Source organism: Streptomyces roseolilacinus (assembly GCF_014649335.1).
In the GTDB taxonomy this organism is placed as follows: domain Bacteria; phylum Actinomycetota; class Actinomycetes; order Streptomycetales; family Streptomycetaceae; genus Streptomyces; species Streptomyces roseolilacinus.
Window position 1 is genome coordinate 405346 of record NZ_BMSV01000004.1, and the last position, 22061, is coordinate 427406.

The window sequence follows — 22061 nt, forward strand, 5'->3', positions numbered from 1 at the left end:
GCCGGAAGGGGGCCGGGACGGCTAGTCCAGGCCCTGCGAGATGACCAGGCGCTGGATCTGGTTGGTGCCCTCGACGATCTGCAGCAGCTTGGCCTCGCGCATCCAGCGCTCCACCGGATGGTCGGAGACGTAGCCGGCGCCGCCGAGGACCTGCACCGCGTCGGTGGTCACCCTCATCGCCGTGTCGGTGGCGAACAGCTTCGCCTTCGCCGCCTCCAGCGAGTACGGCAGACCGGCGTCCTTCAGGCGGGCGGCCGCCAGGGTGAGGGCCCGCGCCGCGGCGATCTGGGTGGCCATGTCGGCGAGCATGAAGCCGACGCCCTGGAAGGAGGCGATCCGCTGCCCGAACTGGCGGCGTTCCCTCGCGTACCGCACGGCGTAGTCGGCGGCGGCCTGGGCGATGCCGACCGCGCAGGCCGCGATGCCCAGCCGGCCGCAGTCCAGGGCGCCCATCGCGATCAGGAAGCCCTTGCCCTCGCGGCCGATCAGCCGCCCGGCCGGCACCCGGACGTCCTCGAACCCGACCTGGGCGGTGGGGTTGGACCAGACGCCCAGCTTCCGCTCGGCCGCGTGCACCACCATGCCCGGCGTGCCGCCGGGGACCACCAGGCAGGACAGCCCCCGGGCCCCCGGCCCGCCGGTGCGGCAGAAGACGTTGTAGAAGTCCGCGTGGCCGGCGTGGGTGACCCAGGCCTTGGTGCCGGTGACGCGGTAGCCGTCGTCCTCCCGCACCGCCCGGGTGGTGAGCGAGGCCGCGTCCGAGCCGGCCTCCGGCTCGGACAGGCAGTAGGCGCCCAGGAGTTCGCCGCCCAACATGTCGGGCAGCAGCTCCTCGCGCTGGGCCGGGGTGCCGTACGCGGCGGTGCCGAAGCAGGCGAGGTTGTGCACGTTGACGGCCTCGGCCACCGCGAACCAGTGGTAGGCGATCTCCTCCAGCGCCTGGAGGTAGACCTCGTACGGCTGTCCGCCGCCGCCGTACTCCTCGGGGTACGGCAGGCTCAGCAGCCCGGCCTTGCCCAGGGTGCGCACGACCTCCCGGGGGAACTCGTGGGCCGCCTCGAACGCGGCGACGCGGGGCGCGAGTTCACCGGTCGCGATCTCCCGGACCAGGCCGAGCAGCTCGGCCGCCTCCTCCGTGGGCAGGATGCGCTGGACCTTCATCGGACGACCTCCGTGGGTGTCGGGTGTGGTGGGCGGAGCGGGGCCGCGCGCCCCCGGCCCGCGAGGGCGCGGCGGCCCGCCTGCTCCGTGGCGGCGGATCCTCCACCGGTGGGGACCGTTCGGGCGGCGCGGTCAGGCGCGGCCCCAGCCGGTGGTCTCCGGCCAGTGCCGGCCGACCCGGCGGACGGCGTGGTCCCAGTACGAGCGGACGGAGAGGTCGGCGTAGATGAAGTCCTGCTTGGCGGCGACGTCCCGTTCGGTGGACCAGGTGTACGGGACGCCGGTGCCCTCGGCGGTCAGCTGGAGGCGGCAGGCCCGCTCCAGCACCTGGGCGAAGACGGCGGCGTGCCGCACGCTCTTGCCGACGACCACCCCACCGTGGTTGCGCAGCAGGACGGCCGGGTGGTCGTCGAGGTCCTTGGCGATGCGCTCACCGGTCCCGATGTCCAGGACGGTGTTGCTGGTCTCGGTGAACAGGCCGATCCGGTCGCGGAAGTAGGCGCCGTCGTGCGAGATCGGGCGCATCGGCAGGTCGGTGGCGCCGAACAGCAGGGTGTACGGGGCGTGGCTGTGGACGATGCCGTTGACGTCCGGGCGGGCGCGGTAGACGGCCTGGTGCAGGGGCAGCTCCGGCGGCGCCAGCGGCGGCGCGGGCAGGGCGGGGTCCACCGGGCAGCGGACCACGTCCGCCGGGGCGGCCTCGTCGAAGCCGACCAGCGCCCCCTTGATGAAGAACTCGTCCCCGCCGGGCATCCGGGCGGAGATCTGGCCCTGGTTGAAGTCGTCGTGCCCGTCGAGGGAGAGCATCCGGGCGCCGATCGCCACCTGGAGGACGAGCCGGCGTTCGGCCGGGCTCAGCGGCTGGGGTTCGTCGGTGGTCATGTCGTGCTCCTCGCTGTCAGGTCGCCGTAGACGGTCCGCATGGTGACCAGGCCGGGGGACGCGGCGCGGGCCCAGCCGGCGGCGGCCAGCGCGCCCCGGGCCGGTACCGTCCAACTGCCGACGTGGTGCCGTACGTGCAGCGACTCGCCGTCCCAGGTGTGGGTCAGCTCGTGTTCGCTGACCGGCAGCCCGGCCCGCTCGTCGGCGACGTCGGCCACCGCCCGGCCGCTCGCCCGGGCCCAGGTGTCGGCCAGCGCCAGGGCGGTGGCGCTCGGCCGGTGGGCCTTGCCGAGCGGGTGCCGCTCCCGGACGGTGGTGGTCGCGCCGGGCCCGCCGGCGGTGAGGGCGGCGGTGAACTCGGCGATGCGCACCTGGAGGTAGTGGGCGAAGGAGAGGTTGGTGGCCCGGACCACCGGCACCTTCTCGGCCAGGCCCTCCAGCGCCTTCCACTGGGTGTCCGCCAGGTTCGAGACGCAGGCGACGAGCGGGACCCGGTGGGTGGCGCAGTAGTCGAGGACCTCGGCGTGGGCCCCGGGCGCGCTGGCGTCGACGAGCACGTCGGGGACCTCCTCGACGGACCAGCCGCCGCGGCGGGAGGCGGTGAGGGTCACCCTCGTGCCGTGGTCCCGGCAGACCGACCGCAGGGCCGAGCCGAGCCGCCCGAGGCCGACGATCCCGATCGTGGGGCTCCCGCCCACGGGTCTCTCAGGCATCGGCGCCCGTCCCGCTGGCGATCACCAGGGCCGTGACGGAGTCGATGGTCTCGTAGTGCTCGATGTCGGCCTCCGGGTCCAGGTAGACGCCGATCTCGTTCTCGATGCTGTCGATCAGGCGCATGTAGGAGAGGGAGGAGTAGCCGACGTCGCGCAGCGAGTAGCCGGCGCCGGCGAGTTCGGCGGCGGTGACGCTGCCGTCCCCCGCGGCGACGGCGAGGTCGAGGATCTTGGTGCGGAGCGCGCTGCTGTCCATGGGGTTTCCTGTGTCTCGAGAGGGGGTTCAGTCGTTCCGGGGCTCGCCGAGCAGGCGCCGCAGGCGTTCGACGGACGGCTTTCCGATCGAGTTCGCCGGGATGCGGTCCACCAGGCGGAGGATGCCGGGCACCTTGAACGAGGGGAGCGTCGCCGCGCAGTGGGTGCGCAGGGACTGCGCGGTCACGCCGGCCCCGACGGCGACGACGGCGGCCAGGGCCGGTTCGCCGTGCTGGTTCTCGGCCTCGAAGGCGACCGCGTCCAGCACCCCGGGGGCCGCGCGCAGCACGTCGGCGATCTCGATCGGGTCGATCTTGCGTCCGCCCACGTTGACCAGCCGGCTCGTGCGCCCGGTCAGGTGGAGCACGCCGTCGACCAGGTGGCCCTGGTCGCCGGTGCGGTAGTAGCCCTCGCCGTCGAGGCGTTCCTCGAACACGCCGGGGGCGTTGAGGTAGCGCGAGCCCATCGACTCGCTGCGGACCCGGATGCCCTGCTCCTCCGCGAGCAGGCGCACGCCGGGCAGGGGGGGTCCGAGCCCGCTGCCGGACCCGTCGGGGGCGTACGTCAGCGGCCCCGCCTCGGCGACCCCGTAGTAGTTGTGGATCGGCACGCCGGTGAGCCGGGTGAACTCCTCGCGCACGGTCTCGCGCAGCGGGGCGCCGGAGGAGATCGCGGCCCGGACGGTGGCGAAGCCCTCCTTCGGGGCGCGCCGCACGATCGACTCGTACAGCGCGGGGAACGCCACCAGCCGGGTGGCGGCGGTGCCCTCCAGGAGCCGTACGACCCGGGAGGCGGTGGGCAGGCCCTGCGACAGGTGCAGGGAGGCGCCCGGGAGGAAGGCCGCCAGCAGCGAGGTGTTGAAGGCCAGGCCGTTGGAGAGCGCGGCGAAACAGGCGATCCGGTCCCCGGCCGTGAGTCCGGTGCCCTTCGCCCAGTTGGCGGCCGCCGCGGACACGGCCGCGCCGGAGAACTCGATGCAGTTGGGCCGGCCGGTGGAGCCGGAGGTGAAGCGGCACACCTCGGTGTCGTCCAGCAGCCGCGGGCGGGGGGCGTCGTACCGGCGGACCCGGCTGACGCCGAGGGCGCCGATCCCGCCGGCGTCCCCGGGGGCCCGGTCCACGACGGCCCGGACGTCGGCGCCCGGGGCGTGGACCAGCAGGTCCAGCCCGCAGTCCTCGGCGATCCGGGAGAGTTCGAACGGGCCGAAGGCCGAGTCGGCCAGGAAGGGCACCGCTCCGGCGAACAGCGCCGCCAGGTAACCGACGACGTAGTCGGTGGAGTTGGCGGCGTACAGGCCCACCCGCAGCCGCTCGCCGGGCACTTCGTGCCGGGCGAGCGTGTCCGCCGCGGCACGGGCCCGGTCGGCGAGTGCGGCGTAGCCGAGGGAGCCGTCGGCGTCGGTGACCGCGACGCGGTCGCCGTGGCGGGCGAGGACCTCGGTGAAGACGTCGGGAAGGACGGTGTTCATCGGGCTCACCGCTCGTTCTGGGCGTGCGCGGTGGCGAGCCGGTCGAACTTGATCCCCGAGTCGTCCGGGCAGCCGAGCAGCAGGGCGTAGAGGATCTCGTCGTCCTCCGGCAGTCCCGCCAGCGTGCGCCACAGCGGCGTGTCGAAGCCGCCGATGGCGGTCACCCCGACCGCCGCGCGGTTCGCGCCCAGGTAGAGCAGCTGGCCCAGGGCGCCGCAGCGGAAGGCGAGTTCGCGCAGGTTCTCGGCGTCGGCGGCCGATCCGGCCCCGGCGAGCGAGGTGCGCGGCACGTGCAGCAGCAGGACGGCGGCGGCGCCGGCGAGGGCGCGCTGCTGCATGCAGGCGCGGGCCACCTCGTCGGTGGACGGCAGCCGTCCCGGCCGCCGCTCGCCGGTGCGCAGCCGGTACACGGCGTCCTGCCCGGGTTCCGTCGTCGACCGCAGGACCAGGGTCGCGGACAGCGGCGAGGGGGCGGGCAGGTCGGTCTCCAGCGGCGTCGACAGGGCCGAGACCGCCTGCCAGACGGCGGCGGCGGAGACGGGTTCGCCGGTGAACGCCTTGCTGGAGACGCGCGTCCCGATCAGTTCCGGCCACTGGGACGGGTCGCCCAGGCCGCCGTCCCCGCCGTCCGGCCGCCGGTCGGCGGACAGGTGCGCGAGCGGGGCGGGGGCGGCCTTGAGGGCGGGGGCGCCGGAGGGCGCGGACCACCCGGTGAGGGAGTCCCAGCAGGTGCTCTCCAGCCACGACCGCCAGGTGGGCCCGCGCAGTTCCCGGTCGGTGTCGTCGTGCACCGTCCAGCGGGTCCACGACTCGTCGGCCGGGGCGGCCGGCACCAGGACCGCGGAGTGGATCTCCCGGCAGTTCTCGCCCGCCTCCAGCAGCGCGGAGAGGGCCTCCCTCGGGAAGCGCAGCCGCAGCGCCCCCGCGGCGCCGCGGCCGGCCGCGGCCAGGACGAGGTTCCCGGCCGCGTGCCCCGCGTCGAGCTGCGTGTACAGGTAGCCGCGGTCGCCGTACTTGCGCATCGAGAGCCAGGGGCGGGTGAGCGTGACCACCAGCGCGCCGCCGTCCGGGACGTCCAGCGCGGACGCGTCCAGCGCGGCGGTGACGGGGGCGCCGGCGGCCGTCCGGGCGCAGGTGCGGCGGTCGGCGTCGATCCGGAAGGCCGTCGGCACGCCGTTCTCCACGGCGAGGACGGCGAACTCGTACGGGTACACGGCTCCGGCCGACGGCACCGCCCGCGCCACGTACGACCCGCAGGAGCGGTTGGCGCGGCTGGTCAGCACGCCCTCCTCCAGCAGGGACAGGGCGAGGCGCAGGCCGGGGGCGGCGACGGGCTCGGCGGGGGGCTCGGGTGACGCCGCCGGCAGGGCCACCCGGGCCCACAGGTCGGCGGCGTCGCCCGGGGATTCCCGCTCGGACGCGCAGGCGACCGGTACGGCTTTCTGTGTGATCAGATTTCCTTGCACGGCTGACGCAGACCTCCTTTTCTCTGACAGTCCACGGAATGCACATGGGGCAGAAATCGTCCTCCGCGCAGATATTGCGGGCTTATTGCGTGGCGGAGGAATGTGAGGAGCACGCGGCCGGCGATTGCGAAAGCCCTTTCACAGGGCCTCTGACCGCTCTTTGACCAGGGGCGATGCATCATCGGATCGCGAGAAGGGTGGCACGGTTTTCTGACACCTGAGCCGCTGCGCCGGTCACGGCGAGCGCTTTCCTGTCCGGCCCCCTGTCTCAGAATGTGACACATATCCGATGGAGCGCCCGCATCACGCGAGCGCATGATCGGTTACGGCCATTGCCAGCATGCCAAGCACCGTGGGCATTGGTCAAGACCAATAAAATCAAAGCTAGTTGAATAAATAACGGCGGACCGGGCGGCCTCCGTGAACCGGGGCGCGCTTCCGGAGCGGCCGGGCCCCGGAGCGGTCCGCGGCGCCCGTCCGGCCGGGGGCGCCGTGAAGCGGCGGGGGGGCCGTAAGGCAACGGGGGGGCGTGAGGCGGTGGGGGCCGTGAGGCGGCGGGACACCGTGAGGCGGTGGGAGCTCACGCGGCGCCGGGGACCCGCTCGGCGTCAGCCCGCGCCGCAGGCGGGTGACCCAGGTCACCTCCCTGCGCCGTCACGACCTCCCTGCCCGGTCCGTCAACCCGGTGCAAGCAACCCACCGCAACGACCCAGGAGTTCCCCATGGACGCTCGTCTCGCCTTCTACGGCAACCCCGTCGGCGCCCGGTTCCTGCGCTCCCTCGCCTCGGCCGGCAAGGTCGTCACCGACTCGCCCCTGCCCGCCGCCGTCCAGGAGCTGGTGAAGATCCGCGCCAGCCAGATCAACGGCTGCGGCGCCTGCACCGACATGCACACCAAGGACGCCGCGCACGCCGGTGAGTCCCCGACCCGCCTCCACCTGGTCGCGGTGTGGCGCGAGGCCACCGTCTTCACGGAGGCCGAGCGGGCCGCCCTGGAACTGACCGAGCAGGGCACCCGCATCGCGGACGCGGCCGGCGGCGTCACCGACGAGGCGTGGGCGCGGGCCGCCCGGCACTTCGACGAGGAGCAGCTCGCCGCCCTCGTGTCGCTCATCGCCGTCATCAACGCCTACAACCGGGTCAACGTCCTCACCCGTCAGCCCGCCGGCGACTACCGGCCGGGCCAGTGGGGGTGATCCTCCTGCCCCGGCCCCTGCCCCGGCCCGGACGGCGGCCGTCCGGACCGGGGCGTTCCGCGCCGAAGGGGATGTGAAACGTTTCCCCGGCCCCACCGGGTCGTACGGGTGAGGGGGCACGCAGGCCCCGCCCGACGACAGCGACGAACGGTGAGGGCATGAAGAGGTCCCGTGCGGACGAGTTCATGGAGTTCGCGGCCGCCCGCACGGGGCATCTCCTCCGGTCCGCGTGCCTCCTCACCAGCGGCGACGTCCACCTCGCCGAGGACCTGGTGCAGGAGACGCTGCGGCGGATGTACGTCGCGTGGGGGCGCCGCCTGGGCCGCCGGATCGACAACCCCGCCGCGTACGCCCAGACCGTCCTGGTCCGGGCGTTCCTCACCCACCGGGGCCGCCGCTCCTCCGACGAGGTCGTCCTCTCGGAACTCCCGGACGGGCAGGCCTTACCGGCCTGCGACCCGGACACGCGGCTGGCACTCCTGCACGCCCTCGCGCAACTGCCGCCGAAGGACCGCGCGGTGGTGGTGCTGCGCTACTGGGAGGACCGCAGCGTCGAGGAGACCGCCCACGCCATGAACACCAGCGCCGCCGCCGTACGGACCCGGTCCACGCGGGCACTGGCGCGTCTGCGGGCCCTCCTGGGGCCCAGCCTGGCCGAGTTCGTGTCGGCCTGACCGCCGGCCCGCGGGCCCGCCCCTCCTCGACCCCCTACGCGAACTGGTGGATGTCCATGCCCTTTGAGGACGAACTCGGCGAGGCGCTGCGCCGCGTCGGCGACAGCTTCGACACCGACCGACAGGAGAAGTTGATCATGACAGCCACGGAGCGGGGACGTCACAGCGTGCGCCGCAGGCGGACATGGGCCGTCGCCGCGAGCGTGATCGCGCTCGGCGTGCTCGGCACGGGCGCCTACGCGAGCGGGATCCTGCCCGACCTCGACCGGGAGGCGTCGGTCGCCGACGAGACGCCGGTGGTGGGGGGCGAGCGGGTGCTCGCGACCTTCGAGAAGCTCCTGCCCGACGGCACGATCAGCCGGAGGAAGGACTTCCCGCGCAAGCCCGGCGAGTACGTGCACGTGTCGTTCGTGTACGACGACGGCAGGAGCGGCGCCGGACTCGTCGACTTCCGCATGGGCGTGGCGGACCCCCGCCGGGGGGACACGGGCCGCGACACCTCCCGCTCCGGCCGCACGGGGAAAGCCGGCGCGGCCGAGGTCTGGCACGACCGGAACCAGGAGGTCACGCCGGACGGGCACTTCATCGAGGTGACCGTGTGGAACGCGCCCGACCCGAAGAGCCCCAGGGGCAGCCGGCCGGAGCCGGTGCTGTGGGGGGACGTGACCCGGCTGATGCGCGCCGGTGAGTGGCGCAAGGAACTCGACCGGCTCCCGAAGCCCGATCCGCTGCTCGGCGAGAAGCCGATGGACCCGGCCTGGGTGAGGCCCCCGGTCACCGTGACCGGCCCGGGCATGGCCGCCACGCTCACCTCGCTGCTGCCCAAGGGGACGATCACCGCGCCGGACGGGCGGGACACCTCCCACCCGCTGGGCCCGGCCGGGTCCGTCCTGTACGACGACGGCGAGGGCGGGGCCCGGGTCGAGGTCGCGCTGTACCGCGTCGACCCGGACGGCCCCTCCACCCAGCAGTTCACGAGGTGCTACCCCCGCGCCTGCAAGCGGCAGGAGCTGCCGGGCGGATCCGCGGTGGACGCCTACGAGGCGCGCCCCGGGAAGGGGCTGGTGGAGCGGAAGGCCACGTACGTCTCGGCCGGCGGCGACATGGTGGAGGTCACCGCCTGGAACGCCCCGGGGGAGAAGCGGCGGCCCGTCCGGGACGAACCGCCGCTGACGCTGGAGCAGTTGAAGTCCGTCGCCATGTCACCCGCGTGGAAGAAGGCCCTCGGGGCCCTGCCCGCCGCGCCGGAAGAGGAGACCGGCGGCCCCACCCGGCCGACGGCGCCCTACCGCTACATGGACGAGCTCGGCATCGAGGGGAAGCGGATCGAGGACGAGGACGGCCTCGGGCCCGGCCTGATCGAACTGCGGCGGGACGAGTCCCGGCGGAACACGACGTCCGAGCCGCAGCTCGCCGTCCGCCAGGAACCGGTGGAGGGCGGCGGCAAGGGCGTCGTCCGCTGGGTCGTCACCGGCGCCCGACCGGGTGGCGTGTACGTGACCGTCACGGCGTACAACGCGCCCGCGCCGGACGCCGACGCGACCCGCACCACCCCGGCGGTCGGCCTGCCACTGCTGAAGGCGACGGTCCTGTCCGGGCTGTGGAACGACGAGACCTACCTCAGGTCCCTGGAGGCCAGGCGCTAGCGCCCCCTCATCCCGCCCGGCGGGCCGCCGTCTCGGAGCGGAAACCGTGGCCGAGCTCCGGGCCGAGGCCGTGGTAGTGGCGGAAGTTGTAGACGAGGGGGCTCCACGCGCCCGGGTCGACGTGCTGGGTGCCCGGGACGGTGATGTCCGGGTCGGCGTGGACGTGGAGGACCTCCGCCTCCACCGTCCAGAAGGAGCCGTCGGCGCTGGGGGTGCGCTGCCGCACGCGGGCCTCCAGCTGGAGCGGGCACTGCGCGACGCGCGGCGGGCCGACCCGTACCGACGCCTGCGGGGTCAGCCCGGCGGCGGCGAACTTGTCCGGCTCGTACCGGTAGACGGGCCGCTTGGCGGGCGGCACCGGGTCGGCGCCGGTCAGCGGGGCCAGGCGCTCCACCGCCTCCCACAGGTCCGGGGAGGGCAGGTTGACGACCAGGTCGGGGCGGTCCGCCAGGTTGTGCGCGGTGCGGCCGTCCACGCCCAGGCCGAGGACGACCGTCCGGCCGAGCGCCCACGCGGACGACACGGGCGCCAGGTTGGCGGTGCCGTCCGGGTTCTCGGTGGTGAGGAGGACCACCGGGGTGCCGAAGTACAGGATGCTCGGGGTGAGGGTGCGGTGGTGCCGGACGGGCGCGGTCGTGGGCGTGGCGTTCATGGTCCCGACCGTAGGCGGCGGACCCTTCGGCGGACGCCGAAGGGTGGACCGCCCGCGGCGGGCGGCAGGAGCGCCGCGCCGCCGTCACGGGGCGGGCGGGGTCACGTTCCGGAGGCCGAAGAAGTACGTCGCGACGAAGCCCGCCGCGTACCCGGCGAACAGGCCCGCCGCGTAGGCGCCGACCGTGGCGAGGGGGCCGCCCGGCCCGTCCAGCAGGGGGAACAGCGCCCAGCCGGACGGGCCGATCGCCGTCGAGCCGACCGTGTCGCCCCCCATCCCGAACAGGCCGACCACTCCCCCGCCGACCGCCCCGCCCACGCACGCCGTCACGAACGGGCGGCCCAGCGGCAGCGTCACGCCGTAGATGAGGGGCTCGCCCACGCCCAGCAGCCCGGCGGGCAGCGCGGAGCGGATCGTCCGGCGCAGCCCCTCGGCCCGGCGCAGCCGCACGTACACGGCGAGCGCCGCGCCCACCTGCCCGGCGCCCGCCATGGCGAGGACCGGCAGGAGGACCGTGTACCCCTGCTGCTCGATCAGCGTGGCGTGCAGGGGGATCAGCGCCTGGTGCAGGCCCAGCATGACGAGCGGCAGGAACAGCCCGCCGAGGACGAACCCGGCCGCCGCGCCGCCGTGGGCGAGGAGCCCGTCGGTGGCGGTGCCGATGGCCGACGCGACCTTCCCGGCCGCGTACATCAGCCCGTACACGGTGGCGAGGCCCGCGACGAGGACGGTCAGGGTGGGGGTGAGGAGGACGTCCAGGGCCTCGGGGACGCGGCGGCGGCACCACTTCTCGACGCGCGTCGCGAGGAACGCCGCCGCGAGCGCGCCCAGCACCCCGCCCTGGCCGGGTGACAGCTGCTGCCCGAACACCTCGATCCGGGCGACGCCCGCGTAGACGACGACCGCGGCGACGGCCCCGCCCAGGATCGGGGTGCCGCCGAACTCCTGCGCCGTGTTGTAGCCGACGAAGACGGCGATCAGCGCCATGAAGCCGGACGCGATCGCGGTGAGGGCGGGGGTGAGGGAGGGCAGGACGCCGAGGTTGACCAGCAGGCCGCCCAGTCCGGCGATGACGCCGCAGCCGATGAGGGCGGGGATGAGGGGGACGAAGACGTTCGCGACGCGGCGCAGGAGGCGGCGCACCGGCCGCGCGTCCCCCGCGGCGGCGGGCCGCGCCGCCGCACCGCCCGGCCCGCCCGGCCCTCCGGGGCCGCCCGGCTCGACAGGCTCACCCGGCTCACCCGGCCCGCCCGGTTCGGCGGGACCTGCCGGACCCGCGGTGTCCGGGGGCCCGGTGGCGTCCGGGGCCGCCGCCTCGGCGACCAGGGCCCGGAACTCCGGGGCGACCCGCGCCACCCTCCCCGGGCCCAGCACGATCTGGTACGTCCCCTCGTCCTCCACCACGCCCAGCACCGCCGGGTGGGCGCGCAGCTCCGCGTCCCGGACGAGGGCGCGGTCGCCGAGGGCGAGGCGCAGGCGGGTCATGCAGTGCGTGACGGACGTGACGTTGGCGGCGCCGCCGACGAGCGGCAGGAGCGCGGCGGCCGTGGAGCGGTGGTCCGACGGGCGGGGGTCTTCGGTCGTCGTCATGTGGGGGGCCTCGCGTGCGGGGAGTGCGTCAGGGGGCCGCCGCTGCCAGCGCGGCGCGCAGGTGACCGTGGTGCTCCGCGAGGAGGCGCGCGGCGGCCGGGGCGTCCACCCCGCCCAGCAGGACGAGGATGGCGTGCTTCACCTCGCCGCCCGTCGCCTCCAGGGCCCGCGCTATCTCCTCGTCGCCGGCGCCCGTGGCCTGCGCGACGATGCGGTGGGAGCGGGCGCGCAGCTTGGCGTTGGTGGCCCGCACGTCGACCATCAGGTTCCCGTACGTCTTGCCGAGGCGGATCATCGTGATCGTCGAGATCATGTTGAGGACGAGCTTCTGCGCCGTACCGGCCTTCAGCCGCGTCGAGCCGGTGACGAACTCGGGCCCGACGACCACCTCGATCGCGTGGTCGGACGCCGCCGCCAGGGCGCTGCCCGCGTTGCAGGCGAGGCCGACGGTGAGGGCGCCCGCCTCGCGCGCGCGGGTGACGGCGCCCACCGCGTACGGGGTGCGGCCGGACGCGGACACGCCGACGACCGTGTCGTCCGGGGTGAGGGCGAGGGCCCCGAGGTCGTCGTGGGCGAGGGCCGCCGAGTCCTCCGCGCCCTCCACGGACCGTACGAGCGCGTCGGGCCCGCCCGCGATGAGGCCGACGACCTGCGACGGGTCGGCGTTGAAGGTGGGCGGGCACTCGCTGGCGTCCAGCACGCCGAGCCGCCCGGCGGTGCCCGCGCCCGCGTAGACCAGGCGCCCGCCGCGCGCCATGCGGGGCGCGATGGCGTCGATCGCCGCGGCGATGCGGGGCAGCTGCGCGGCGACCGCGTCGGGGACGGTCCGGTCCCCGGCGTTCATGGCGCGGGCGATGTCGAGGGTGGAGCGCGTGTCGACGTCCGCGAGGTCGGGGCGGAACTCCTCGGTGGTGAGGGCGCCCAGCTGGGTGCGGAGTGCGGCGGGGTCGTTCATGGTGCGGCTCTCTCGGTGCTCGGCGGGCTCAGCGGGGGGTCGTGCGCTGGCGCGGCGTCCTGCGGTGGGCGAGCGCCTCGTACGACGCGGACAGGGCGGGCGCGGCCGTCGCGTACGTGCGCTGGGTGACGCCGGTGAACAGGCAGTCCACGACGAGGAGCTGGCTCGTGCGGGACGACATGGCGGCCGGGCGCAGCTCGGACTCGCGGGCGGTGGAGGTGGTCAGGACGTGGTCGGCGTACTGGGCGACCGGCCCGTCCGGGCGGCCGGTGACGGCGACGGTCGTGGCGCCCCGTTCGAAGGCGACGCGGAGCGGTTCGATGACGTCGGCGGTGGCGCCCGAGTGGGTGATGGCGACGGCGACGTCACCGGAGCGGAGCTGCACGGCGCCGGTGACGGCGACGTGCGGGTCGCTGTGGGCGTGCGCGACGAGCCCTATGCGCAGCAGCTTCTGCGCCAGGTCCTGGGCGACGAGGCCGGAGGCGCCGATGCCGTACACGTCGATGCGGCGGGCGTCGACGAGGGCGGTGACGGCCGCGGCGAGCTGCGCGGTGTCGAGCGCGGCGGCCGTGTCGGCGAGGGTCTGCTGCTCGTCGCGGGCGAGCTTGGCGACGACGGCCTCGATCGGGTCGTCGACGGCGATGTCGGAGGTGACCGACGGGGAGCGGCCGGAGGTGCGCTGGGCGGCCAGTCCGGCGAGGGCCAGCCGCAGGTCGCGGTAGCCGGGGTAGCCGAGGAGGCGGGCCGTGCGGACGACGGTCGCCTCGCTGGTGCCGGTCCGCTCGGCGAGGCCGGTGACCGTGAGGGCGGCGCAGGCCGCCGGGTCGGAGGCGACGGCCTCGGCGACGCGCTGCATGGACCGCGTCATGGACGGGGCGAGGGTGCGCACCTTCGCGGCGAGCGGGTCGGGGGCGGCCCCACCGCCCACCGCCACCGCACCACCGGTGAAAGTTTCCTTCAGTTCCTCGGTCACTCCTGAAACGTATTTTCAGTGATGGTGGGCGTCAACCCCGCGCGTCAGAATGGCCGTATGAGCAAGCCGGACCCCGTGGAGCAGGCACTGCACACCGCACGTGCGCTGGTCCTCGCCGACCTGTCCGCCCGGGACGTCGCCCAGGCGGAGATCGTGTCACTCGTCGAGGACGCCGTCGCGGACCGCCGGTGGTGGGTCGAGCAGTGGCCGGACGGCCTCGCGTACGTCGCCGGGCTGGTCGCGCAGGACGTGCAGGACGCGCTGCTGGAGCGGTACGGGCGCTGGCCGCTGTGCCCGGTCTGCGACTCCGGCGACCCGCACGCCCTGGACGTGGAACCGGAGCTCGGCCCGGACCCGCACTGGGTGTGCGGGCGGGCCGGCGTGGTGGTCGCCCCGGTCGGCGGTCTCACGTGACCCTGTACATCGACCCGCCGAACTGGCCGGGCCACGGCCGCATGTGGTCCCACCTGGTCAGCGACGAGTCGTTCGACGAACTGCACGCGGCGGCCGCCGCGATCGGCTGCCCGCCCCGCGCCTTCGACGGCGACCACTACGACATCCCGTCCGACCGGTACGCGGACGCCGTCGCGGCGGGCGCCGTGGAGATCGGGTCGAAGGAACTCGTGCGGCGCCTCACCGCGGCCGGGCTGCGCCGCCCTAAACGGCGTCCGGCGCCTTCCGCGTGAGCGCCCCGGCCTGCTCCGCCGACGCCCCCATGACGATGCGGCTGGGCGTACGGGCCTCCCGGCGGTGCAGCCGCAGCGCCACGGCGACCGCCGCGAACGCGACCAGCGTCATCGCGGCACCCGCCCACGCGGTCGCCGGGAAGCCGAGCCCCGCGTCGATGACCGTCCCGCCGAGCCACGGCCCGCCGGTGTTGCCCAGGTTGAACGCGGCCGTCGTCGTGGCGCCCGCGAGGGTCGGGGCGGCACCGGCGACGTTGAACATCCGGGCGTTCAGGGCGGGCGCCGTGTAGAACGCCGACACGCCCAGCAGGAACGACAGGGCGACCGCCGCGACCGGGCTGCCCGCGAACAGCGCCAGCGCCGCGAGCAGCACCGTCGACGCGGCGATGCCGCTGAGCAGCACGCCGAACAGGTGCGCGTCCGCGACCCGCCCGCCGATCGTCGTCCCCACCAGCGCGCCGACCCCGAACAGCCCGAGCACCGTCGGCACCCAGCCGGACGCCAGCCCGGCCACGTCGGTCAGCAGCGGCGCCAGGTACGAGAACGCGCAGAACACGCCGCCCGCCGCGAGCGCGGTGACGACGACGGCGAGCCACACCTGCCGGTCCCGGTAGATGGTCAGCTCGCTCCGCAGCGCCGGCTTCCGCTCGGGCAGCGGAATGCGCGGGATCCGCGTCACCACGCCGACCAGGGCCACCGCGGACGCGGCGCCGACCGCCCAGAACGCCGACCGCCAGCCCAGCTGCTCACCGAGGAACGCGCCCGCCGGGACGCCCAGCACGTTCGCGATGGACAGGCCGCCGATCATCACGGCCATCGCGCGGGCCCGCGCCCCCGGCTGCACCATCGCGATGGCGACGGCCGCGCCGACCGCCCAGAACCCGGCACACGCCAGGGCACTGACCACCCGGGACGCGAACAGCACCCCGTACGACGGCGCGAGGGCACCCGCGACCTGGCCGAGGCCGAACACGGTGATCAGCGCGACGAGCGTCGTCTTGCGGGGCAGCCGCAACGTCGCCACGGCGAGGAGCGGCGCACCGATGACCATGCCGATCGCGAAGGCCGATATCAGCAGCCCCGCCCGCGGGATCGACACGTCCATGTCGTCCGCGATGGGCGGCAGCAACCCGGACAGCATGAACTCGCTGGTACCGAGCGCGAAGACGGACAGGCCCAGGATGTACACGGCCGCCGGCATGCGGGCCGGGGCCGGGGCGGAGGAGGCGGGCAGGGGGGAACCGGAGATGGAGGGATGATCGTCGTTGGACGGCATGTCCGGTGAGAACACCGCCCGGACGATCTAGATTCCCAGCCGCTCCAGCTCGGCGGCGACGTTGCGGCGCGCCGCACCCTCCCACCGCCCGGCGCCGTAGGGGGTGCGGAACAGCCGCGGCAGGGCCAGCAGCTGCCCCAGCACGGCGGCACGGCCCCCGCGGAACGCGTCGTCCGGCACGAACCCGTACTCCTCGCGCACCGCCGCCGCGTACGCCTCGTACGCCTCCGGGGCGCCCGCCAGCACCGCCAGGTCCGCGTCGCACAGCACCTCCCCGTCCCGGTCGCCGGGCGCCGGGTCGTGGGTGGCGGTGAGCCGGACGAGCCGGGCGACCTCCGCCGTACGCGCCGCCCCCACCCCCAGCTCCGGCAGCGCCCGCTCGGCGAGCCGCGCGCTGCGCTCCTCGTTGGTGTCCCGGTCGGGCAGGTACACCGCGTCGTGGAACCAGGCCGCGAGCCGCACCGCGGCCGGGTCGTCGGCATGGCCGGCGAGGTCGTCGACGCGGCGCAGGACGGCGAGGAGGTGGTCGGTCGTGTGGTAGCGCCGCTGCGGCTCGGCCCAGCGGCGCAGGAGGTCGTCGGCGTACCGGCCGACATCCGGCCCGCCGTCCCCGACGGGACGCCCCTCCCGCGCCTCGTGGACGGTCTCCGCCCAACGGCGGCGCAGCTCGTCGTGGGCGGGGTGCGGGGGCGGGGTGAGAGGCATGGGCCTATGTTCTCCCCTTTTTTGGCTCGTTCCGCCTCCGGGGCGCCCCCCTTTTTGGGCTCGTTCCGCCTCCGGGGCGCTGTGAGCGGGTGTCGAGGCGGTGAACGTGCTCGGCCCCTCGTACCTCGGGGCGCTGCGCGCGATCACCGCCTCGACACCCGCGCGCCCCTTCGGCTCCACGAGCGCTACAGGGGGGCGCCGTCCCCCTCCCCGGCACAGAGTGTGGCCCCTCAACCTCCCGAGCGGCCCGCATGGGCGCCCTCCCTCAGCCCGGACACCTCGTACCTCGGGGCCTGCGCGCGCTCGTCTTCCCGACACCCGCGCGCCCCTTCGGCTCCACGAGCGGTACAGGGGGGCGCCGTCCCCCTCCCCGGCACAGAGTGCGGCCCCTCAACCCCCCGAGCGGCCCGCATGGGCGCCCTCCCCCAGCCCGGACACCTCGTACCTCGGGGCCTGCGCGCGCCCGTCTTCCCGACACCCGCGCGCCCCTTCGGCTCCACGAGCGGCCCAACACGGCACCCTCCCCCTCCCCGGCACGGGTGTGGCCCCTCTGCCCATAAGCCGCCCACGAGCGGCCCACGAGGGAACCCTCCCCCAGACCCGGGCACCCATACGCCCCCAGTCCCCGTAGGCGGCCCCGCGAGAGCAGCCCGCGTAGGCGCAGCCGTCCGGCCCGGTACGCCCGTGCGCCCCGTCGGCAGGGCCGGCGGGGCGCGCGGGGAGGGGGGCCGTGCTCAGGCGGCGGCCTTGAAGCCGCGCAGGCGCAGGCTGTTGCCGACGACGAACACCGACGAGAACGCCATGGCCGCGCCCGCGATCATCGGGTTCAGGAAGCCCGCGGCCGCCAGCGGCAGGGCCGCCACGTTGTAGGCGAACGCCCAGAACAGGTTCCCCCTGATCGTGGCGAGGGTCCGCCGCGACAGGCGGATCGCGTCGGCCGCGGCGCGCAGGTCGCCCCGTACGAGCGTCAGGTCGCCCGCCTCGATGGCCGCGTCCGTGCCGGTGCCCATCGCGAGCCCCAGGTCGGCCTGGGCGAGGGCGGCCGCGTCGTTGACGCCGTCCCCGACCATGGCGACGGTGCGGCCCTCGGCCTGGAGGCGCTTGACGACGTCGACCTTGTCCTCGGGCATGACCTCCGCGATGACGTGCCCGGCGTCGATGCCGACCTCGGCGGCCACGGCCCGCGCGACGGCCTGGTTGTCGCCGGTGAGCAGCACCGGCGTGAGGCCCAGGGCGCGCAGCCGGCGGACGGCCTCCGCGCTGGTCTCCTTCACCGCGTCCGCGACCTCCAGGACCGCGCGGGCCTCACCGTCCCAGGCGACGAGGACGGCGGTGCGGCCGGCCGCCTCGGCGGCGTCCCGCGCCGCGGCGAGCGGCGCGGGCAGGGCGACGGAGGCCTGCGCGAGCAGCTTCTCCCGCCCCACGAGGACGGTGCGCCCCTCGACGACGCCCCGGACGCCGAGGCCGGGGACGTTCGCGAAGTCCTCGGGTACGGCCAGGTCGCCCACCTTGTCGGCCGCTCCGGCCGCGACGGCGCGGGCCACGGGGTGCTCGGAGGCGTTCTCCAGGGCGCCGGCGAGGCGCAGCGCCTCCGCCTCGTCCGTCGCCCCGGTGGTGCGCACCGCGAGGAGGGTCATGCGGCCGGTGGTGACGGTGCCGGTCTTGTCGAGGACGACGGTGTCGGCCTTGCGGGTGTTCTCCAGGACCTCGGGGCCCTTGATGAGGACGCCGAGCTGGGCGCCCCGGCCCGTACCGACCATGAGGGCGGTGGGCGTGGCGAGGCCGAGGGCGCACGGGCAGGCGATGATCAGGACGGCGACGGCGGCGGTGAACGCGGCGGTCATCCCGGCACCCGACAGCAGCCAGCCGGCGAGCGTCGCCAGGGCCAGGACGATGACGACGGGGACGAAGACGGCGGAGATCCGGTCCGCGAGGCGCTGCGCCGCCGCCTTGCCGTTCTGGGCGTCCTCGACGAGCTTCGCCATGCGGGCGAGCTGGGTGTCGGCGCCGACGCGGGTGGCCTCGACGACGAGGCGGCCCCCGGCGTTGAGGGTGGCTCCGGTGACGGCGTCGCCCACCGCGACCTCGACGGGCACGGACTCGCCGGTCAGCATGGACGCGTCGACGGCGGAGGCACCCTCCACGACGGTGCCGTCCGTGGCGATCTTCTCGCCGGGCCGCACGAGGAACCGGTCGCCCACCCGCAGCTCCGCCGTGGGCACGCGCACCTCGCGGCCGCCGCGCAGCACGGTGACCTCCTTGGCGCCCAGCTCCATGAGCGCCCTCAGCGCGGCGCCCGCCTTCCGCTTGGAGCGGGCCTCGAAGTACCGGCCGGCGAGGATGAAGGTGGTGACGCCTGCGGCGGCCTCCAGGTAGATGTTGGCGCTGCCGTCGCCGCGGGCGATGGTCAGCTCGAACGGGTGCCGCATGCCGTGCATGCCGGCCGTGCCGAAGAACAGCGCCCACAGGGACCACAGGAACGCGGCGGCCGTGCCGACCGAGATCAGCGTGTCCATGGTCGCGGCGCCGTGCCGGAGGTTCGTCCAAGCGGCGCGGTGGAAGGGCCAGCCCGCGTGGACGACCACGGGCGCGGCGAGGGTGAGGGAGAGCCACTGCCAGTTGTCGAACTGGAGCGGCGGGATCATCGCCATGGCGACGACGGGAACGGACAGGAAGAGGGCGATCAGGAGCCGCTGCCGCAGGTCGCGCAGCTCGTCGTGCTCCCCGGAGGACTCCGCCCCCGCCTCCGCATCCGCCTTCGCGGGGGGCGCGGGCGGCCGGGCGGTGTAGCCGGTGGCCTCGACGGTGGTGATGAGGTCCTGCACGGACACGTCGGCGTCCTTGTAGGTGACCTTCGCCCGCTCGGTGGCGTAGTTGACGGTGGCCTCGACGCCGTCCATGCGGTTGAGCTTCTTCTCGATGCGCGCGGCGCAGGAGGCGCAGGTCATGCCGCCGATGGCGAGTTCCACCTCGGCGGTGCCGGGTGTGGTCGCGGGACCCTTCATCTCACTCCTCCAATACCCAGGGGGGGTATACCAGGACCCCCAGTGTATACCCCCCTCGGGTAGACCGCGCCCTCCTGCGGACGCCGTCCACGCATTAGCATTGGACTAGACCTGTAGCCGTCTGTCGAGATTGGGGTCCGATGAACAACCGTGTACTCCTGGAGGTGATCGCCCTCGACGCGGAGGACGCGATCGCGGCCCAGGCCGGAGGAGCGGACCGCCTGGAGCTGGTCACCGACATGGCCGCCGACGGCCTGACCCCGTCCCGCGAGACGTACGCCCGCGTCCGCGCCGCCGTGGACGTCCCGCTGCGCGTGATGCTGCGCCTCGCGGACGGCTTCACGGCGGGCGACGTGGACGCGCTGGTGCGGGTCGCCGGGGAGCTGCGCTCCGAGGGCGCCGACGAGTTCGTGCTGGGCTTCCTCGACGCGGACGGCCACCCCGACCTCGTGACGCTGGAGCGGGTCGTCGCGGAGCTGGACGGCTGCCGGTGGACGTTCCACCGCGCCATCGACCACTGCGCCGACCGGGACGCCCTGCGCAGACGGCTCGCGGGCCTCCCCGGCCTCGACACCTACCTGACGGCCGGCTCGGCCGCCGGCGTCGACACGGGCCTGCCGGTCCTGGCGGCGGAGTCGGCGCGGCAGGGCGAGACCGGGTACGACTCCCGGCTCCTCGTCGGCGGCGGCCTGCGCCTCGACCACGTGCCGGCCCTGCTGGCGGTGGGCGTCGACGCCTTCCACATCGGCGGCGCGGCCCGCGCGGCGGGCTGGGCCTCCCCCGTCGCCCGCGGCGCGGTCGGCGCGTGGCGGCGCACCCTGGACGGCGAGACGGCCATGGTCGCCGCCGTCTGACCCCCTGGTCCTCCCCGCCTCCCCCGGCGTGCCGGGGGCTTCCGCGACGAACCGGCGGTCACCCGGCCCAGCCGCGCCACGCCCGGCCCGGCCGGGCGGCGCGCCCTGCCGGGGCCGCCGGGACCGGGCCGGGGCACGTACGACATCGACGTCACGGCAGCCACCGGTACGAGCTCCGGTACGCGTCCGCACCGGACCACGCCGACCACGCCCTCCGCGCTCGGCCGTGACCGCGCCGGGCGCCCCGCCGGCGCCCGGGACCGGCGGGTCCGGGCGGCCCCTCAGGCCCCCACGGACCCGTCGACGCCCTCGCGGAGGAAGTCCGCGTGCCCGTTGTGGCGGCCGTACTCCAGGAGCACGTGCACCATCACCATCCGCAGCGAGACCTCCCGGTCCCACCGGGGCTGGTACCCCGTCACGTCCAGGGAAGGGGCCCGCCGTTCGACGCGGCGGGAGTTCTCGACCTCCGCCTCCCAGGCGGTGAACGCCTCCGCCCGGGTCGACGCGCTCGCGTCGTACGCCGCCTGGAAGTCGATCTCGTCGGACCAGACCATGGGCGCGTCGTTGTCCTCGAACACCCGGCGGAACCAGGCCCGTTCCACCTCCGCCAGGTGGCGCACCAGGCCGAGCAGCGACAGCGTCGACGGAGGCATCGACCGCTGTCGCAGCTCCTCGTCGGTGAGCCCCTCGCACTTCATGGCGAGGGTCGCGCGGTGGTAGTCGAGGAAGGCCCGCAGGGTGTCGCGCTCGCCGCCCGCGACGGGCGGGGCGATCCGGTCGTCGGTGGCCACTGCCGCTCCCCTCGTCCGCGTCCGTCCTCCCACGGAACCTACCCGCTCCCGCCGTCCCGGCGGGAGCCGCCCGCCGGACCCAGCGGCGCCCCCCTACCGGCGGCGGGCCCTCCAGAGCAGGTACGCCGCCGTCACCAGGGCCGCCGCGCGCAGGGTCCACGGCCAGGTCTCGCGCAGGGCCTGCGTCAGCGCCGGGCCGCCCGGCTCGATCCGCTCCCCCCAGCGGCCGCCCATGCGCCCCCACAGCCAGACCGCGGCGCCCGCCGCCACCGCGCCGGGCAGGCCCAGCACCCCCCACTTCGCCTGGTTCCTGCTCAGCCGGCGCGTCGCGTACGCCAGGAGCCAGCCCGCCGCCAGCGCGATCCAGGAACCGGTGAGGGTGCCCGCCACCAGCAGCGCCGCCGCGAGCAGCAGGACCGGGTCGCCGAGCCGCCGCGCGGGCGCGGCGGCGACCGGGACGGCGACGACCGGCGCGGGGGCCGCCCTCCGCCCGCGCAGGAGGCGCCGCACGAGGCCGGGGCCCGCACCGGCCGCCGGGGCCGGCGCCTTCGCGGAGTCCGACGCGGACCGCGCCGCCGGCCGGTCCGCGCGCCCCCGGCCCAGGAACCGGCGCAGGCCCCGCCGGTCCGGCGGCGCGGCGGGCACCGGGGTCGGGTCCTGCGTCGGCTTCGGCGGCGCCAGCAGCTCCGGCACCTCCACCCCGCCCGTGAACCCGGGCACCACGCTCCACCAGTCCGGCTCCGGGCCCTCGTCCGGGCCCCGGGGCTCCGGCGGCTCCGGCGACTCCGCGGCGCGCTGGCCCGGCACCGTCATCCCGCCGCCCTCCAGCGCCGACACCACCGCGTCCGGCGTGCCCAGCCCGGCCAGGATGCGGCGGACCCCGGCCGGGCTGTCCGCACCGCCACCGCCGCCCTCCCGCTGCCGGGCGATCTCGTCCCGCAGCGACGCCACCAGGCTCATCCGCGCCTTCGACGGCAGCTGCCGTTGCTGCGCCAGGTCCCCGACCCGGCTCAGGTAGTCGAAGACCAGCTGGTCGCTCTCGATCCCCACCGCGTGCCCTCCATGCCGCCCGTCGCCTGGCCGACGTCCCGACGTTAGCGCCTGCGGCGGGCG

21 protein-coding genes are annotated in these 22061 nt (G+C 75.5%); 6 read left to right on the forward strand and 15 right to left on the reverse strand.

Annotation, left to right across the window (positions count from 1 at the left end; genetic code table 11):
- Window positions 1-21: 21 nt before the first annotated feature.
- The 6 genes from IE106_RS12000 to IE106_RS12025 all read right to left on the reverse strand — a co-directional run bounded on the left by IE106_RS12000 (window position 22) and on the right by IE106_RS12025 (window position 5945).
- Window positions 22-1161 carry an acyl-CoA dehydrogenase family protein gene (locus IE106_RS12000; protein WP_189532825.1) on the reverse strand — a complete coding sequence of 380 codons (1140 nt, stop codon included), beginning with the start codon at window positions 1159-1161 and terminating at the stop codon, window positions 22-24.
- A gap of 132 nt (window positions 1162-1293) precedes the next feature.
- Entirely contained in the window at window positions 1294-2043 is a 750-nt protein-coding gene (locus IE106_RS12005) for a class II aldolase/adducin family protein (RefSeq protein ID WP_189532827.1), read from the reverse strand.
- Window positions 2040-2756 carry a dihydrodipicolinate reductase C-terminal domain-containing protein gene (locus tag IE106_RS12010; RefSeq protein ID WP_189532829.1) on the reverse strand — a complete coding sequence of 239 codons (717 nt, stop codon included), beginning with the start codon at window positions 2754-2756 and terminating at the stop codon, window positions 2040-2042. The genes IE106_RS12005 and IE106_RS12010 overlap by 4 nt, the downstream gene beginning before the upstream one ends.
- A complete protein-coding gene (locus tag IE106_RS12015; protein ID WP_189532831.1) occupies window positions 2749-3012 on the reverse strand; it encodes a phosphopantetheine-binding protein in 264 nt (87 codons plus the stop codon). Before IE106_RS12015 ends, IE106_RS12010 begins: the two co-directional genes overlap by 8 nt.
- Before the next feature lie 27 nt (window positions 3013-3039).
- Window positions 3040-4479: a class I adenylate-forming enzyme family protein gene (locus tag IE106_RS12020; RefSeq protein ID WP_189532833.1), complete on the reverse strand. Its 1440-nt coding sequence runs from the start codon at window positions 4477-4479 to the stop codon at window positions 3040-3042.
- 5 nt (window positions 4480-4484) lie between these two features.
- Entirely contained in the window at window positions 4485-5945 is a 1461-nt protein-coding gene (locus IE106_RS12025) for a nitroreductase family protein (RefSeq protein WP_189532835.1), read from the reverse strand.
- Window positions 5946-6667: 722 nt separating this feature from the next.
- Here IE106_RS12025 and IE106_RS12030 point away from each other — a divergent pair.
- From IE106_RS12030 to IE106_RS12040, 3 genes are all read left to right on the forward strand, one after another.
- Window positions 6668-7141, forward strand: coding sequence for a carboxymuconolactone decarboxylase family protein (locus tag IE106_RS12030; RefSeq protein ID WP_189532837.1), 474 nt, complete (start codon window positions 6668-6670; stop codon window positions 7139-7141).
- A 158-nt stretch (window positions 7142-7299) separates the two neighbouring features.
- The gene (locus IE106_RS12035) at window positions 7300-7815 is read left to right on the forward strand and encodes a SigE family RNA polymerase sigma factor (protein ID WP_189532839.1); all 516 of its coding nucleotides are present in this window, start codon (window positions 7300-7302) and stop codon (window positions 7813-7815) included.
- Between the two features lie 56 nt (window positions 7816-7871).
- Entirely contained in the window at window positions 7872-9461 is a 1590-nt protein-coding gene (locus tag IE106_RS12040; protein WP_189532841.1) for a hypothetical protein, read from the forward strand.
- 7 nt (window positions 9462-9468) lie between these two features.
- Here the strand turns inward: IE106_RS12040 and IE106_RS12045 are convergent, their stop codons facing one another.
- The 4 genes from IE106_RS12045 to IE106_RS12060 all read right to left on the reverse strand — a co-directional run bounded on the left by IE106_RS12045 (window position 9469) and on the right by IE106_RS12060 (window position 13631).
- Window positions 9469-10113, reverse strand: a complete 645-nt coding sequence (locus tag IE106_RS12045; protein WP_189532843.1) for a flavin reductase family protein — start codon at window positions 10111-10113, stop codon at window positions 9469-9471.
- An 84-nt stretch (window positions 10114-10197) separates the two neighbouring features.
- Window positions 10198-11703, reverse strand: a complete 1506-nt coding sequence (locus tag IE106_RS12050) for a PTS transporter subunit EIIC (RefSeq protein WP_189532845.1) — start codon at window positions 11701-11703, stop codon at window positions 10198-10200.
- A 28-nt stretch (window positions 11704-11731) separates the two neighbouring features.
- Window positions 11732-12658, reverse strand: a complete 927-nt coding sequence (murQ, locus tag IE106_RS12055; RefSeq protein ID WP_189532846.1) for an N-acetylmuramic acid 6-phosphate etherase — start codon at window positions 12656-12658, stop codon at window positions 11732-11734.
- A 28-nt stretch (window positions 12659-12686) separates the two neighbouring features.
- On the reverse strand, window positions 12687-13631 hold the full coding sequence (locus IE106_RS12060) for a MurR/RpiR family transcriptional regulator (protein WP_189532847.1): 945 nt from the start codon (window positions 13629-13631) through the stop codon (window positions 12687-12689).
- A gap of 57 nt (window positions 13632-13688) precedes the next feature.
- Between IE106_RS12060 and IE106_RS12065 the strand changes: the two genes are divergently transcribed.
- Both IE106_RS12065 and IE106_RS12070 read left to right on the forward strand, forming a co-directional pair.
- A complete protein-coding gene (locus IE106_RS12065; protein ID WP_189532848.1) occupies window positions 13689-14045 on the forward strand; it encodes a DUF8819 family protein in 357 nt (118 codons plus the stop codon).
- Window positions 14042-14317 (forward strand): DUF4031 domain-containing protein, encoded by a 276-nt coding sequence (locus IE106_RS12070; RefSeq protein ID WP_189532849.1) that lies wholly within the window; start codon window positions 14042-14044, stop codon window positions 14315-14317. The genes IE106_RS12065 and IE106_RS12070 overlap by 4 nt, the downstream gene beginning before the upstream one ends.
- Here the strand turns inward: IE106_RS12070 and IE106_RS12075 are convergent.
- The 3 genes from IE106_RS12075 to IE106_RS12085 form a co-directional block, all read right to left on the reverse strand.
- The gene (locus tag IE106_RS12075; RefSeq protein WP_189533215.1) at window positions 14289-15518 is read right to left on the reverse strand and encodes a Cmx/CmrA family chloramphenicol efflux MFS transporter; all 1230 of its coding nucleotides are present in this window, start codon (window positions 15516-15518) and stop codon (window positions 14289-14291) included. The genes IE106_RS12070 and IE106_RS12075 overlap by 29 nt on opposite strands.
- Before the next feature lie 102 nt (window positions 15519-15620).
- On the reverse strand, window positions 15621-16298 hold the full coding sequence (locus tag IE106_RS12080; RefSeq protein WP_189532850.1) for an HD domain-containing protein: 678 nt from the start codon (window positions 16296-16298) through the stop codon (window positions 15621-15623).
- Window positions 16299-17032: 734 nt separating this feature from the next.
- On the reverse strand, window positions 17033-19303 hold the full coding sequence (locus IE106_RS12085) for a heavy metal translocating P-type ATPase (protein WP_189532851.1): 2271 nt from the start codon (window positions 19301-19303) through the stop codon (window positions 17033-17035).
- 140 nt (window positions 19304-19443) lie between these two features.
- On the opposite strand from IE106_RS12085, the gene IE106_RS12090 reads away from it, so the two are divergent.
- Complete coding sequence (locus IE106_RS12090) at window positions 19444-20157, forward strand: copper homeostasis protein CutC (protein WP_189532853.1); 714 nt, start codon at window positions 19444-19446, stop codon at window positions 20155-20157.
- A 281-nt stretch (window positions 20158-20438) separates the two neighbouring features.
- Here the strand turns inward: IE106_RS12090 and IE106_RS12095 are convergent, their stop codons facing one another.
- Window positions 20439-20948: a DinB family protein gene (locus tag IE106_RS12095; RefSeq protein ID WP_189532856.1), complete on the reverse strand. Its 510-nt coding sequence runs from the start codon at window positions 20946-20948 to the stop codon at window positions 20439-20441.
- Between the two features lie 93 nt (window positions 20949-21041).
- Window positions 21042-21998, reverse strand: coding sequence for a hypothetical protein (locus IE106_RS12100; protein ID WP_189532859.1), 957 nt, complete (start codon window positions 21996-21998; stop codon window positions 21042-21044).
- Window positions 21999-22061 lie beyond the last annotated feature (63 nt).

Excerpts from the sequence above, each read along its gene's own strand:
- IE106_RS12000 (WP_189532825.1), bottom strand. The coding sequence starts at position 1,161 with ATGAAGGTCCAGCGCATCCTGCCCACGGAGGAGGCGGCCGAGCTGCTC.
- IE106_RS12005 (WP_189532827.1), bottom strand. The coding sequence starts at position 2,043 with ATGACCACCGACGAACCCCAGCCGCTGAGCCCGGCCGAACGCCGGCTC.
- IE106_RS12010 (WP_189532829.1), bottom strand. The coding sequence starts at position 2,756 with ATGCCTGAGAGACCCGTGGGCGGGAGCCCCACGATCGGGATCGTCGGC.
- IE106_RS12015 (WP_189532831.1), bottom strand. The coding sequence starts at position 3,012 with ATGGACAGCAGCGCGCTCCGCACCAAGATCCTCGACCTCGCCGTCGCC.
- IE106_RS12020 (WP_189532833.1), bottom strand. The coding sequence starts at position 4,479 with ATGAACACCGTCCTTCCCGACGTCTTCACCGAGGTCCTCGCCCGCCAC.
- IE106_RS12030 (WP_189532837.1), top strand. The coding sequence starts at position 6,668 with ATGGACGCTCGTCTCGCCTTCTACGGCAACCCCGTCGGCGCCCGGTTC.
- IE106_RS12035 (WP_189532839.1), top strand. The coding sequence starts at position 7,300 with ATGAAGAGGTCCCGTGCGGACGAGTTCATGGAGTTCGCGGCCGCCCGC.
- IE106_RS12040 (WP_189532841.1), top strand. The coding sequence starts at position 7,872 with ATGCCCTTTGAGGACGAACTCGGCGAGGCGCTGCGCCGCGTCGGCGAC.
- IE106_RS12045 (WP_189532843.1), bottom strand. The coding sequence starts at position 10,113 with ATGAACGCCACGCCCACGACCGCGCCCGTCCGGCACCACCGCACCCTC.
- IE106_RS12050 (WP_189532845.1), bottom strand. The coding sequence starts at position 11,703 with ATGACGACGACCGAAGACCCCCGCCCGTCGGACCACCGCTCCACGGCC.
- murQ (WP_189532846.1), bottom strand. The coding sequence starts at position 12,658 with ATGAACGACCCCGCCGCACTCCGCACCCAGCTGGGCGCCCTCACCACC.
- IE106_RS12065 (WP_189532848.1), top strand. The coding sequence starts at position 13,689 with ATGAGCAAGCCGGACCCCGTGGAGCAGGCACTGCACACCGCACGTGCG.
- IE106_RS12075 (WP_189533215.1), bottom strand. The coding sequence starts at position 15,518 with ATGCCGGCGGCCGTGTACATCCTGGGCCTGTCCGTCTTCGCGCTCGGT.
- IE106_RS12080 (WP_189532850.1), bottom strand. The coding sequence starts at position 16,298 with ATGCCTCTCACCCCGCCCCCGCACCCCGCCCACGACGAGCTGCGCCGC.
- IE106_RS12085 (WP_189532851.1), bottom strand. The coding sequence starts at position 19,303 with ATGAAGGGTCCCGCGACCACACCCGGCACCGCCGAGGTGGAACTCGCC.
- IE106_RS12090 (WP_189532853.1), top strand. The coding sequence starts at position 19,444 with ATGAACAACCGTGTACTCCTGGAGGTGATCGCCCTCGACGCGGAGGAC.